10 protein-coding genes are annotated in these 13,140 nt (G+C 61.9%); 1 reads left to right on the top strand and 9 read right to left on the bottom strand.

Features of this window, described 5'->3' with window-relative positions:
* Window positions 1-14: 14 nt before the first annotated feature.
* From CCE89_RS13525 to CCE89_RS13515, 3 genes are all read right to left on the bottom strand, one after another.
* Entirely contained in the window at window positions 15-1,880 is a 1,866-nt protein-coding gene (locus CCE89_RS13525; protein WP_086438572.1) for a cation:proton antiporter domain-containing protein, read from the bottom strand.
* A 67-nt stretch (window positions 1,881-1,947) separates the two neighbouring features.
* The gene (gene lpdA, locus CCE89_RS13520) at window positions 1,948-3,363 is read right to left on the bottom strand and encodes a dihydrolipoyl dehydrogenase (RefSeq protein ID WP_086438571.1); all 1,416 of its coding nucleotides are present in this window, start codon (window positions 3,361-3,363) and stop codon (window positions 1,948-1,950) included.
* A 40-nt stretch (window positions 3,364-3,403) separates the two neighbouring features.
* Window positions 3,404-4,837 carry a 2-oxo acid dehydrogenase subunit E2 gene (locus tag CCE89_RS13515; RefSeq protein WP_086438570.1) on the bottom strand — a complete coding sequence of 478 codons (1,434 nt, stop codon included), beginning with the start codon at window positions 4,835-4,837 and terminating at the stop codon, window positions 3,404-3,406.
* A gap of 125 nt (window positions 4,838-4,962) precedes the next feature.
* On the opposite strand from CCE89_RS13515, the gene CCE89_RS13510 reads away from it, so the two are divergent.
* A complete protein-coding gene (locus CCE89_RS13510) occupies window positions 4,963-5,409 on the top strand; it encodes a universal stress protein (RefSeq protein ID WP_086438569.1) in 447 nt (148 codons plus the stop codon).
* Here CCE89_RS13510 and CCE89_RS13505 read toward each other — a convergent pair.
* The 6 genes from CCE89_RS13505 to alr form a co-directional block, all read right to left on the bottom strand.
* Window positions 5,406-5,921, bottom strand: coding sequence for a peroxiredoxin-like family protein (locus CCE89_RS13505; protein WP_086438821.1), 516 nt, complete (start codon window positions 5,919-5,921; stop codon window positions 5,406-5,408). The genes CCE89_RS13510 and CCE89_RS13505 overlap by 4 nt on opposite strands.
* Before the next feature lie 56 nt (window positions 5,922-5,977).
* Window positions 5,978-8,284, bottom strand: coding sequence for a ribonuclease R (rnr, locus tag CCE89_RS13500; protein ID WP_086438820.1), 2,307 nt, complete (start codon window positions 8,282-8,284; stop codon window positions 5,978-5,980).
* A gap of 87 nt (window positions 8,285-8,371) precedes the next feature.
* A complete protein-coding gene (locus CCE89_RS13495) occupies window positions 8,372-9,790 on the bottom strand; it encodes a M28 family peptidase (protein WP_086438568.1) in 1,419 nt (472 codons plus the stop codon).
* 53 nt (window positions 9,791-9,843) lie between these two features.
* The gene (proS, locus tag CCE89_RS13490) at window positions 9,844-11,388 is read right to left on the bottom strand and encodes a proline--tRNA ligase (RefSeq protein WP_086438567.1); all 1,545 of its coding nucleotides are present in this window, start codon (window positions 11,386-11,388) and stop codon (window positions 9,844-9,846) included.
* A gap of 68 nt (window positions 11,389-11,456) precedes the next feature.
* Window positions 11,457-12,017 carry a polyhydroxyalkanoate synthesis repressor PhaR gene (gene phaR / locus CCE89_RS13485; protein WP_086438566.1) on the bottom strand — a complete coding sequence of 187 codons (561 nt, stop codon included), beginning with the start codon at window positions 12,015-12,017 and terminating at the stop codon, window positions 11,457-11,459.
* Window positions 12,018-12,090: 73 nt separating this feature from the next.
* On the bottom strand, window positions 12,091-13,134 hold the full coding sequence (gene alr / locus CCE89_RS13480; protein ID WP_086438565.1) for an alanine racemase: 1,044 nt from the start codon (window positions 13,132-13,134) through the stop codon (window positions 12,091-12,093).
* Window positions 13,135-13,140: the final 6 nt, after the last annotated feature.

The following is a 13,140-nucleotide window of genomic DNA, read 5'->3' as shown; positions in this document are numbered from 1 at the left end:
CTTCCGCGAATACGTCAGCTGCTCTCGCGACCGATAATCTCTTCCATTTGCGCCCGAAGTTTCGGATCCCATTCCTTGCGCAACTCGCGGATCCGCTCCATCAATTCCTCATTCTCCCAGGCGGGCAGATCCTCGACATAGAGCTCGGCAACTTCGCGCATCGATTTGCGGTCGGTTTCCTCCCAGGTATCGGTCATTTCCTGCGCTTCGCTGGGCTCATGACCCAGCGCCACATAGGCAGACCGACCCATTCTGAGTGAAGCGTCGTAGGTCTCGCGAATGATATCGCGGCAGCCCAACGACCATAGTTTATAGACATGATCACGGTCGATGGCGCGCGCGATCAAATGCAGGTCGGGAAAGTTCTTGCGCGCATATCGTACGAGCTTGTCGATCTGGTCCTTGTCGTCCAGCGCCACGATCAACAAACGGGCCTCGGCAATTCCCGCAGATTCCAGAAGGTCCGGCCTCGTGGCATCACCGAAATAGGATTGCATGCCGAATTTCTGGACGATCTCGATCTGGCGGCTGTCGTAGTCGATCACTGTCGCGTTGTATCCGGCCGCCGTGAGCATCCGGTCGATGATCCCGCCGACGCGCCCGCGGCCGGCCAGGATGATGTCGTTCTTTTCCTCGATTGCATCTGCCTTGCGCCGTTGCGCGCCTTCGTAACGCGGTCTCACGAGCTTCTCGTGAATGATGAAGAGCAGGGGCGTGATCAACATTGAAAAGGCAATGACAAGCAGCAGCAAGTCGGCCAATTCACGTCCGAAAACTGACGCGCCGACCGCTGCCGCAACCAGAACGAAACCGAACTCGCCCGCCTGAGCGAGGGAAAGCGCGAACAGCCAGCGATCTTCGCCCTGCACGTCGAACATCCTGCCCAGGATGAATAGGATCGCGATTTTGCTGACGATGACGATTGCGGTCCAGAACAGGACTTCGCCGAATTGCTCTTGCGCCAAACCGAAATCTATACCCGCGCCGACGGTGATGAAAAACAGGCCAAGCAGGATGCCCTTGAACGGCGCAATATCGGCTTCGAACTCGTGGCGATATTCGCTGTTGGCGAGGACCACACCCGCAACGAAGGTGCCCAGCGCCGGTGAAAGTCCGACGAACTGCATCAGCAAGGCGATACCGATAACGAACATCAGCGCGGCGGCGGTAAACAACTCCCGCAGCTTCGCACCCGCGATGTGCCGGAAGACCGGATGCGTAAGATAGGTACCCGCCAGAACGATCAGCCCCACTGCCGCAAGCGTGACGATCGCCTGTATCCAGGCGGGATAGCCTTCAACGAGGTTGAGGCCGCCATGGCCGCCATCGTGCCCCTCCCCCGCCGATCCAGCCGCGGAAGCCAGCTCCGGCATGGCGAGCAGCGGGAGAAGCGCGAGCATCGGGATGATCGCGATGTCCTGAACCAGCAGGACCGAAAACGCGGATTCTCCGCCCTCGGTCCGCATCCAGCCTTTTTCCTGCAAGGTCTGAAGGACGATCGCGGTCGAGGACAGCGCCAGCACCATCCCGATGGCGATCGCCGTTTTCCAGTTGTACTCGGTAAAGTACGCAATAGCGGCAAAGAGCAGCGTCGTGACAAGCACCTGCCCGCCGCCCAAACCGACCAGCCGCTTGCGCATCTGCCACAGCTTCTTGGGTTCGAGCTCCAGCCCGATTAGGAACAGCATCATCACGACGCCGAACTCGGAAAACCGCTGTAGCCCCTCGACATCGACGCCAAGCGTCCTGAGCAGGGGCGACAGCGCGGTTCCCGCGAGGAGGTATCCCAGGACCGATCCCAGACCGAAACGGGAGGCAAGCGGCACTGCGACGACCATTGCGACCAGCAGCACGAACGCAAGGAGGAGGAGACCGGCCATCGCTAGCAGCTACGCGTTATTGGCGATCGAGGATAGCCCATGCTTCGCAGGTCACTCCTCGAGTGTATCAGATGTGCAGAGCCCGGCCATAAGCCCCCAGTACGCTTTCGTGCATCATCTCCGATAGCGTGGGATGGGGGAAGACCGTCTGCATCAGCTCTGCCTCGGTCGTCTCCAGCTGCTTGCCAACGACATAGCCCTGGATCAGCTCTGTCACTTCGGCGCCGATCATATGAGCACCGAGCAGTTCGCCGGTCTTCGCATCGAACACGGTCTTGATGAAGCCTTCGGCCTCGCCCAGAGCGATGGCCTTGCCATTGCCGATGAAGGGGAAGTTGCCGACCTTGAGCTCGTATCCCGCTTCCTTCGCCGCCTTCTCGGTCATGCCGACCGAGGCGACCTGCGGATGGCTATAGGTGCAACCCGGGATGTTGTTGCGGTCGAGCGGGTGCGGGTGGACGTCCGTGTTGCCGAGTTCCTGCGCGATAGCCTCGGCAGCGGTTACGCCCTCGTGACTTGCCTTGTGCGCCAGCCAAGGCCCCGGCGTGCAGTCGCCAATCGCCCAAAGGCCCTTCGACTTCGTGCGACCATAGGGATCGATCTGGATGAAGCCGCGATCCATTTCGGCCAGTTTCTCGAGACCGATGTTCTCGGTATTGGGCTGAATGCCGATGGCGACGATGCAATGAGTGAAGTCGTGTTCGGCGGTCTTGCCGTCCTTCCCCTTGATCTTTGCCTTCACGACCTTGTCCGAGGCCTTGATATCCTCGACGCCAGCACCGGTCATGATCGTCATGCCCTGCTTGGTCAGCGACTTTTCGAGGAACGCCGAAACCTCGTGGTCCTCGACCGGCACCACCCGGTCGAGCATTTCTACAACGGTCACATCCGCGCCCATGTCGTTGTAGAAGCTGGCGAACTCGATGCCGATTGCGCCGCTGCCGATCACGAGCAGCTTCTTGGGCATTTCGGGCGGGGTCATCGCGGTGCGATAGGTCCAGATACGCTTGCCGTCGGCAGGAGCGAACGGCAGGTCGCGCGCGCGGGCGCCGGTGGCGACGATTACGTGCTTGGCGGTGAGCTTCTCCTCGCCCTTCTCGCCCTTCACGGCGAGGCTGGTCGGGCCGGTCAACGTCCCCTCCCCCATGTGCACCGTGATCTCGTTCTTCTTCATCAGATGCGTGACGCCCTGATTGAGCTGCTTGGCGACGCCGCGGCTGCGCTTCACCACCGCTTCGAGGTCCGCCTCGATCTCGCCCGCGACCGTGAGGCCGTAATCCTTGGCGTGGTCCATGTAGTGCTTGATCTCGGCCGAGCGCAGCAGCGCCTTGGTCGGGATACAGCCCCAGTTGAGGCAGATGCCGCCGAGCAGCTCGCGCTCGACTATCGCGGTCTTCAGGCCAAGCTGCGCACAGCGGATCGCCGCGACATAGCCGCCGGGGCCGGAGCCGAGAACGATGACGTCGTAGGAATTGTCAGCCATTATTTCCTCGTGGGATTCTAGTTATTTTCGCGGCGGCGACTTAGACCACCAGCCCCATCGGGTTCTCGATCAGCGAGCGGAACTGGTCGAGCAGCTTCGCGCCGTCCACGCCGTCGATCGCGCGGTGGTCGAAGCTGCCTGTGACACTCATCACCGTCGCAACCTGCAGCGCGCCGTCGACCACATAGGGCCGCTGCTCGCCCGCACCGACCGCGAGGATCATGCCCTGCGGCGGGTTGATGACTGCGTCGAACTGCTTGGTGCCGAACATGCCGAGGTTGGAGAGCGAGGCTGTTCCGCCCTGGTACTCGTGCGGCTGCAGCTTGCCGTCGCGCGCCTTGCCCGCAAGCTCCTTCATCTCGGTCGAGATTTCGGCGAGGCCCTTGCGCCCGGCATCCTTGATGATCGGAGTAATCAGGCCCGAAGGTGCAGCGACCGCGACGGAGATATCCTGACGCGAATACTGGTGCATCACATCGCCCTGGAAGCTGACGTTGCACTGCGGTTCACGCTGCAGCGCGCGGGCGAGCGCCTTGATGATGAGGTCGTTGACCGAAAGCTTGACGCCATCCGCCTCGAGCGAGGCATTGAGTTCCTTGCGCAGCTTGAGCAGCGCATCGAGCCGCACGTCCACGGTGAGGTAGATATGCGGAACCTGCTGCTTCGCTTCGGTCAGGCGGCGCGCAATGACCTTGCGGACATTGTTGAGCTTCTGTTCCTCGTAAGGTGCACCGCCATCCTCGGGCGTGACCGAAGGCGTGGGAGGCGCCGCTTCTGGTGCAGGCGCAGCAGCTTCCTTGGCTGGAGCCGCACCCGGTTCGGCGTCTTCGACGTCAGCCTTGACGATACGGCCATTGGGCCCGCTGCCCTTGATGGTCGAAAGGTCGAGGCCCTTCTGCTCGGCAATCCGCTTGGCGAGCGGCGAGGCGATGATGCGCTCGCCCGACGAGGCATCGGAGGCCGCCGGGGCCGGTGCAGGCGATGCAGCGGGGCTCGCAGGTGCAGAGCCACCCGGCGCATTCTCGACATCGTCCTTGGTGATCTTACCGCCCGGGCCGGTGCCTTCGATCGAATTGAGATCGACACCCTTCTCCTGAGCCAGCTTGCGCGCGCTCGGTGTGGCGGGCGGACCATCGCTCGCTGCAGGAGCAGGCGCTGGCGAAGGAGTTGGCGATGGAGCGGGAGCCGCTTCCGAATCACCGGAAGGCGCGCTTACGTCGCTCACGTCCTCACCCTCTTCGGCCAGCATTGCGATGACTGCGCCGACCGCGACATTCTCCGTGCCTTCTTCGACAAGGATCTTCGCGATGGTGCCTTCATCGACCGCTTCGAACTCCATCGTCGCCTTGTCGGTCTCGATCTCGGCCATGATATCGCCTGCCGAAACCTGGTCTCCTTCCTTGACCAGCCATTTGGCGAGCGTGCCTTCATCCATGGTCGGCGAGAGGGCTGGCATCTTGATTTCGATCGGCATTGTCAGGCGATACCCCTTGCAGCGTTACGTAGCGTCATGCCTCTGGCCTATACACAAGCGCGCGGCAAGGTTCTTGCGAAGAATACGATTTCAGCAGATATGATAGTCATGGACGAGGGGACCCGATGCGCACATTCTTGGTGATCATGGACGAGACGAAGGAGGCGCGCAGCGCCTTGCGCTTCGCATCCCGTCGGGCGGCTGCGGTCGACGGTGCGGTTCATATACTCGCGCTGGTCGCACAACAGAACGTCAGCGCGTTTGGCGCCGTCCAGGCGACGATCGAGCAGGAAGCGCACGACCGTGCCGAAATGCTGGCGCATAGCGCAGCCGGAAATCTGTTCAGCGAGAGCGGTATCATGCCGTCGATAACAGTAATGGTCGGCGGTGGGCAGAAGCTGGTCGCGCAATTCCTCTCCGATCACTCGGAGGTGGCAGCGCTGGTCTTGGGTGCGGCCTCAGGCAATCACCCCGGGCCGCTGGTTCAGCACTTCTCCGACAATGCCGGAAACCTGCCCTGTCCGCTCTACATCGTACCCGAGGGTTACGACGAGCCGGAAAACCATTCCTAGGTCAGCGTTCCGCGCGTCGGATATCCGTTGTTCAGCGTGTGATCGATGCCCTTGATCAGCTCGTCGAGCGAGGGCCGCGTGAAGGGCGCGTTCTGGACGACCGCAAAGTGCAGCGTCATATCGGGTTTGATCAGGAAGAGGCCGGGTTCCGAGAACTTGTCGGGCTCATCGCTGTCCGCACGCTTTTCCGAAATATAGAGACCCCATTTCCGGGCCGTCTCCTCATTAAGGGAATGGGCGATAGGAAGGTCGTGCGTCTCCCACTCCTCATGGGCAACCTGTGCGCGGTCGGCCTCGTCCATTGAGATCGAGAACACATTGACGCCGCGCTGGGTGAAGTCATCGAGCCGTCCACCCAGTTCCTGCAGGTATGACTTGCAGATCGGGCAATGCTTGCCACGATAGAAAACTAGCATGGTGAACGCATCGGGGCTTTGCTTCGACAATTCGAAGCGCGCATCGATAGTGAGGGGCAGATCGAGATCGGGTACCGGCTGGCCGGGCTTGAGCATGAAATTCTCCTTTCCCAATCAATGAGGAAGGAGCGACGCTGTTCCGATTGCTGCCGCTATCGCTTCTTTCGTCCCTGATGGCGGATGTTGCCCGGTCGACCGCGCTTGCCGGTCTGGTACTTGCCCTTTTTCGGGCCGGTTTTCGGCCCGCCCTTCGCGCCTCCCTTGGGAGGGCCGCGTCGTGATGCTGGCCGGTTGCCGCGCGGTTCGATCGCATTGCCATCGGCATCGACCGGCTCGAACTTGAGAGCGCCTGTAAGCGCGTTGGATTCGGCCAGCTTGAGCTTCAGCCGGTCACCCGAAGCAAAGCGCGTGCCGCTATCTTCACCGATCAGCGCCTGCGCCGCCTCGTCATAGCGGAAATATTCACGGCCGAGCGTCGAGACTGGGACAAGGCCGTCCCCGCCCAGCCCCATGATCGTCGCGAAGAAGCCGAAGGCCTGCACACCGGTAATGCGGGTGTCGAACACCTCCCCGACACGGCCCGAAAGCCATGCAGCGACATAGCGATCTATCGTGTCGCGCTCTGCCTCCATTGCGCGGCGCTCGGTCTGGCTAATGGCGTCGGTAATGGTTTGCAGGTTCTGCCGGTCGCGGTCGGCAAGGCCGGTCGCCTCCGGGAGGTCGAGTTTTGCAGTCGGCTTTGGTTGCTCCAGGCCGTAGGCATCGACCAGCGCACGGTGAACCAGCAAGTCCGAATAGCGCCGGATGGGCGAAGTGAAATGCGCGTATGAGCCAAGCGAAAGCCCGAAGTGGCCAGCGTTTGCTGGACCGTAATAGGCCTGCGATTGCGTTCGCAGCACGGCCTCCATGACCTGGACCTTTTCCGCCTCGTCGCTGACATCCTTTAGCATGCGGTTGAACAGGCTCGGCGTGATAACCTGGCCGAGCGCCATCTTGCGGTCCATCGTGGCGAGGTAGTCGCGAAGCGCGATCAGCTTCTCGCGGCTAGGCGGCTCATGGACGCGGTAGACCACCGGCGCGGTCTTGGCCTCGAGCGCCTTGGCCGCCGCGACATTGGCCGCAATCATGAAGTCCTCGACCACCCGGTGCGCGTCGAGGCGTTCGCGCACGGCAATCTCTGCGATCCTGCCCTCGTCATCGAGCTGGACGCGCCGCTCGGGGATTTCCAGTTCGAGCGGGTCGCGTTCGTGCCGCGCCTTGGCGAGCGCTTTCCAGCATGCCCAGAGGTGAGTGAGGTAATCGGGCGTTTCATCGCCATCGATCGCCGCCTGCGCATCCTCATAGGCAATGTTGTGATGGATCCGCACGATCGCTCGCGTGAAGCGCCAGCTAGTGACCTTGCCCTCTGCCGAGACATGGATGTGGCAGGCCATCGCCGCGCGGTCCTCGCCCTCTCGCAGCGAACAAACGTCCGCCGAAAGAACTTCGGGCAGCATCGGCACGACACGGTCGGGAAAATAGACCGAGTTTCCGCGTTTGCGCGCCTCGCGGTCGAGCGCGCCACCGGGGCGGACGTAATAGCTCACGTCGGCGATCGCGATCAGCGCGTTGAAGCCGCCCTTGCCGTCGGGCTCGGCCCAGATCGCATCGTCATGGTCGCGCGCGTCGGCGGGATCGATGGCAACGATGGGGACATTGCGCAGATCCTCGCGCTTGTCCTCGCTCAGCGTCAGTTCGGTGGCGTTCTGCGCCTCTTCAATCGCTTCTTGCGGGAAGACATGCGGAATGCCGTGCTTGGCAATAGCGATGAGGCTGAAGCTCTTGGGGGCAAGCGGATCGCCCACGACTTCGACGACCTTCACGCCCGATCGCTCGGAGCGTCCGACGCGTTCGGCGAGGACCAGCTGGCCTTCCTCAGCCCCGCCAAGATCGGCGATAGGAGAGGAATTGCGGATACGCTTGTCGACCGGCGCGAGCCAGGCCTTGCCGCTGCCGTCGAGCTCGACCACGCCCATCAGCCCTTCGGTCCGGGCTGGCAGCTTCTTCATCGGATGGGCGATCCACCCGTTGTCGGTTTCCTCTGTGCGCGAAAGCACCCGGTCGCCGCGCTTGAGCGCCGCCATGGGTTTGCCGCTCTTGCCGCCCTTCCCGCGCTGCTCCTTCATGATGATGCGGGGCGGCTTGCCCGGTGCATCGGGCGCCCAGTTTTCCGGTTCGGCAATCGCCTCGCCATCTTCGATCTCGACGACCTTGAGTACAGTGACCTTCGGCAGGCCGCCAAGCCGGTGATAGGCAGTCTTCTTCCCGTCGATCATCCCCTCTTCGGCCATGTCCTTGAGCACACGCTTGAGGGCGATCTTTTCCTGACCCTTGAGGCCAAACGCCTTCGCAATCTCCCGCTTTCCGGCGGGCTTGTCGGAGGTCTGGATGAATTCGAGTATCTGTTCTTTCGACGGCATGCCGGTCGTGCGGCCTTGCGGACGTCGCGATTTCTTCGTTTTGTTCTGATTATTCTGTTTTGTCATGCGCGCCATATGGGGACGCGCTTACTTGCTGTCATCCTCTGCCGGCGGAATAGGTGCGAAGGCGCCTGCAGGAACCGCGCTGGCCACAGGTCCGCAGTCACCCGCAGCGTTGCAGGAGCTGACCCCGAAGATCCAGTCGTCGCCGCGAAGACCGATGAACTCCACGCCGACTGCATCCACCCCGAACTCACTATCCGAGCCGCTGCTTTGCGCCGCGGCAGCAGCCTGGCCAGTATTCGCGTCGATGGTCGAAACCGGCTCCGGGTTCCACCCGGTTGCGTCAGTGCGGCGGAGCCAGACCTTGTAGCTTGCCGCACCCTCGACCGGCGCCCAAGTCACTTCTGTGGAGGTGCTCACGGCCGCTTCGGCCTTTGGCGCGGGCGGCATCGGCAGACCTGCGAGCCGGTCCAGCGCGCGCACGTTCAATTGGGTAACCTTCGCAAGATAGGCGAAGTCCATCTCGTCCGACGTATCACCATAGACCGTGCCATCTTCGGTGCGCAGGTCCTGGTGCTGGTGCTCGTAATCCTCGACCGCGACGGTGATACGGACAGCCGGATAGCCTTTCTCGAGGAAAGGTATCTGGTCGCCCCCGCGTCCCATCCGGTCCGTTCGCCAGATCTGGCGCACGTCGATGCTGTTCTCGGTGCTCTCCGCGAGGCCATCGAGCCAGCGTGAGAGGTTGCGTCCCGGCGCATCGTTTTCGCCGCCGTTACGGCGCTGCGCTGCCCGCACTTCGTCGGTCAAATCGGCGCGTGGCCCTTCGGAGAAGACCCGAACATGGTCGGGATCGCAATAGCCGTCGGAGCCGCAGCTTCCACCGACGATGTCGTTGTTCAAGACCGCCTTGACGGTATAGCCCTGGCTCTCGATCCAGTCGGCCATCAGCTGACCGCCGTAGAGACCTTGCTCTTCGCCCGACAGCAGCGCGTAAATGATCGTGGTCGGATAGCGCTTTTGCGACAGCACGCGCGCCGCTTCGATCGTGAGCGCCGTACCGGAGCCATCGTCGTTCGCGCCCGGCGCATCGCTCTGCCAGTCGAGCGGATCGCTCACGCGGCTGTCGATATGTCCCTGCACGATCACGACCTCGCTCGGGCGCTCGGTGCCGCGCTGAATGGCAACCGCATTCCGCAGCCGGGTCGGTGTGGGAATCCGGCGACCTTCGACAGTCGTTTCTGGCGCGACCACCTCGAGGCAGCCTCCGCAACTCGCGGAGATACGTCCGAACTCGGCAAGGCCCCAGTCGACCGCAGCCCCGATCCCGCGCTCCGGATTATCCTGTTCGGACAAGGTGTGACGCGTTCCGAAGCCGACCAGCGTGTCGATATCGGCGCGCAGGCGTTCTTCGGAGACATTATCGGCGGGATGGTCCTGCGCCGCCAGCGGGGCGGCAATGGCGACGGCGAGGGGCGAGGCAAGAAGGAGGAGCTTTGTCATGACCCCCTGTTGCGCTTCCCGCGCAGCAAACTCAAGTACTCGGTAGTGGGCGACTAGTACGCCTTGGCGATCAGGATCCGCTCAACCGCTGGTTCACCGGTGAAGATGCAGGTACCGTCGACGGCTTCCGCATTCATCGGAACATTGCGGATCGTCAGCTTGTGCGCCTTGAGCGTCTCGACCACCTTTTCGAGCGCATCGCCGGTCGGCTTGGACCACTGCACTTCGAGCCAGCCCGGATACTTGGTCTCCGCACTGTAGAACGCAGCGACCTCCTCCATCGAGGTAACGCCGCGCTTGATATTCGCATCGCGCCGCTCGCGCGCTTCTTCGAACATGTCCTGCTGGATCTGTTCGAGCATGGCAGGCGCCTCTACGATGAACGCATCGCGGTCGGTGAAGTCGAAATTGGTCTTGCCGTTCTCGAGGTTCCACAGGTCGCTGCGACGGATCAACGCGACCTTGCCGCCTTCCATGTCGCGCGATCCGACCTCGACGATCAGCGGCGCGCCCTTGCGTACCCAGTCCCAACGCTTGCCGGCTGCCTTGCCCGGGCGCTTGTCGAGCAGCACACGGAGGGGCTCGCCCATGCTCCACTGCTTGGCGAGCCCGGCGCACACTTCCTCGCAATAGGCGAGCAGCGCTTCGTCCTCGGGCTTGTCGCGCAGCATCGGCAAAATGACCACCTGATGCGGCGCAATGCGCGGCGGAACGCGCAACCCGTCATCATCGCCATGCGTCATGATCACGCCACCGATCATGCGGGTGGAGGTGCCCCAGCTGGTTGTGTGGCAGAGCTGCTCCGTGCCTTCGCGGTCCTGATATTTGATGCCCGCAGCCTGAGCGAAATTGGTGCCGAGATAGTGCGAGGTGCCAGCCTGCAGCGCCTTGCCATCCTGCATCATCGCCTCGATCGACCAGGTTTCGACAGCGCCAGGAAAGCGCTCGTTCTCCGGCTTCTCGCCGGTGATGACCGGAAGAGCGAGATCTTCTTCGACACAGGCGCGGTACATCTCGAGAGCACGCATTGTCTCTTCCTGGGCCTGCTCACGGTTCTCATGCGCCGTATGGCCTTCCTGCCAGAGGAACTCGCTGGTGCGCAGGAACATCCGGGTGCGCATTTCCCAGCGCACGACATTCGCCCACTGGTTGGTCAGCAGCGGAAGATCACGCCAGCTCTGGACCCAGCGTGCCATCGCATCGCCGATGATCGTCTCCGATGTCGGGCGCACGACGAGTGGCTCTTCCAGCTTCGCTTCGGGATCGGGAACCAACCCGCCTTTGCCGTCTGAAATAAGGCGATGGTGCGTGACCACCGCCATTTCCTTGGCAAAGCCCTCGACATGCTGCGCCTCGCGCTCGAAATTCTTGAGCGGGATGAAGATCGGGAAGTAGCAGTTCTGAACGCCGGCAGCCTTGATCCGGTCGTCCATCAGGCGCTGGATGCGCTCCCAGATACCGTAGCCCCACGGCTTGATGACCATGCAGCCGCGAACGCCCGAGTCCTCGGCCAGATCGGCCTCTGAAATGACAGCCTGGTACCAGGCGGCAAAATCGTCTTCGCGCTTAACGGAGAGTGCGTGGCGGATATTGGACACGTAAACTGGCTTTCTTCGAACGTAGTAACTGGCTCCTCGCCCCTTGAGGCGAGATCACGCCGATGGCCTCACTTGCCCAATTCGTCCAGCTTCTTTTGCATAGCGGCCATCTGCTCGCGCAGCGCAGCAATCTCGTCACCTTCCGACTGGCCCTTCGGCTTTTCGGCTACTCGCCCCGGACCATTCGGCATGAATGCATCGGCAACGCCGCGCATCATCGCCATGTTGGTTTCGTGGATCTTGGCAAGCGGTGTGTTGCTGATGCCCTTCTCGAAAGCCTCGCGAATCTTCGACTGGTTCTCGCGGAAGTTCTGCATGCTCGCTTCGAGATAGGACGGCATCATCGCCTGCATGGAATTGCCATACATGCTGATCAGCTGCCGCAGAAAGCTGATGGGGAGCATCTGTTCACCCTGCGCTTCCTCATCCATGATGATCTGCGTCAGGATCGAATGCGTGATGTCGTCGCCCGTCTTGGCGTCGAGCACCTGAAACTCGATATTCTCGCGCACCATGCCAGCCAGATCGTCGAGCGTGATATAGCTGGACGAGCTTGTGTTGTAGAGACGGCGATTGGCGTATTTCTTGACGATGATCGGTTCACCGTCGGATTTCGGTTTCTTGGCCATTGAATTCCTGCTCAGGCAGCTCCCAGTGTTCGGATCGCTTAGCACCTGCACAATGTGCAGTGCAACATTACCGTCACTGGCGGTCGTATCGTGTCCCAAGCAGGGTCAGTAATTCATATTGCGATAGAGTGCTTTGCTGCGCAGCATCAGGCAGGTGATAGGGCAGCGAAAGCCAGTCTCCCTCACCAATGTCGGGCGCCCCGGTGAGGTCCACGACGACCATGTCCATGGAGACCTTTCCGAGCACGGGAATGTTTCGTCCTTCGTGCTCGAACTTTCCCTTGCCGGTCCAGCAACGCAAATATCCATCGGCATAGCCAATCGAGACCACGCCCACGCGCATGTCACGGTCGGAAGTGAACACCGCGTTGTAGCCGACCGTCTCGCCAGCAGAGAGGTTGCGGGTCTGGATGATCGCCGCTTCGGGATAGGCGACCTGGCGAATGTCCTCAGCCAGCTCTTCCCGAGGAACACCCCCATAAAGCGAGAGCCCGGGACGGGTCAGGTCGAAGTGGTACTCACTGCCAAGCGCTATCCCTGCGCTATTGGCGAAACTGGCGCTCTTGTGCTTTATCCGGGGCAGGACCGAGCGGAAATCGGCAAGCTGCCGCGCGTTCATCGGCACATCCTCGTCGGCACAGGCAAGGTGCGACATCAAAACGTCGATATCCAGTGCATCGATCAGGGGATCGCTGATTTCGGTGAGTGAAATCCCGAGCCGGTTGATGCCGCTATCGACCATCAGGTGACAGCGCCCTCCCCCGCTTTCGGACCACAGCTTTGCCTGTCTGAGCGAGTCGATGACCGGTACGGCACCCGTCTGGCGCGCATATGTTGCTTCGTCTGCATTAAGCGGACCATGAAGCACCGCGATACGCTTTGCCGGAACATGAAGCGCGATCGCCTCAACCTCGCTCCAGTGGGCGACGAAGAAATGCTCCGCCCCCGCATCGCGCAGCACGGGCACGCATGTGTCGATGCCAAGGCCGTAGCAATTGGCTTTCACGGCCGCTCCGGCATGTGCCTCGCCCGACATGCGGTCGAGCGCAGTCCAGTTGTGCGCCAGTGCCTCGCGATCGAGCTTCAGCCTCAGGGTCGGCGGCGGTGCGTTAGCCATTCGTTC

Source organism: Altererythrobacter xiamenensis, assembly GCF_900177715.1.
Taxonomy (GTDB): Bacteria; Pseudomonadota; Alphaproteobacteria; order Sphingomonadales; family Sphingomonadaceae; genus Erythrobacter; species Erythrobacter xiamenensis.
Note: the sequence above shows the minus strand (reverse complement) of the source record. Positions and strands in the feature narration are given on the sequence as shown.

Bases quoted from the DNA above. Each gene is read 5' to 3' on its own strand.
- lpdA (WP_086438571.1), bottom strand. From the start codon at position 3,363: ATGGCTGACAATTCCTACGACGTCATCGTTCTCGGCTCCGGCCCCGGC.
- CCE89_RS13505 (WP_086438821.1), bottom strand. From the start codon at position 5,921: ATGCTCAAGCCCGGCCAGCCGGTACCCGATCTCGATCTGCCCCTCACT.
- CCE89_RS13510 (WP_086438569.1), top strand. From the start codon at position 4,963: ATGCGCACATTCTTGGTGATCATGGACGAGACGAAGGAGGCGCGCAGC.
- alr (WP_086438565.1), bottom strand. From the start codon at position 13,134: ATGGCTAACGCACCGCCGCCGACCCTGAGGCTGAAGCTCGATCGCGAG.
- rnr (WP_086438820.1), bottom strand. From the start codon at position 8,284: ATGCCGTCGAAAGAACAGATACTCGAATTCATCCAGACCTCCGACAAG.
- CCE89_RS13525 (WP_086438572.1), bottom strand. From the start codon at position 1,880: ATGGCCGGTCTCCTCCTCCTTGCGTTCGTGCTGCTGGTCGCAATGGTC.
- phaR (WP_086438566.1), bottom strand. From the start codon at position 12,017: ATGGCCAAGAAACCGAAATCCGACGGTGAACCGATCATCGTCAAGAAA.
- CCE89_RS13515 (WP_086438570.1), bottom strand. From the start codon at position 4,837: ATGCCGATCGAAATCAAGATGCCAGCCCTCTCGCCGACCATGGATGAA.
- CCE89_RS13495 (WP_086438568.1), bottom strand. From the start codon at position 9,790: ATGACAAAGCTCCTCCTTCTTGCCTCGCCCCTCGCCGTCGCCATTGCC.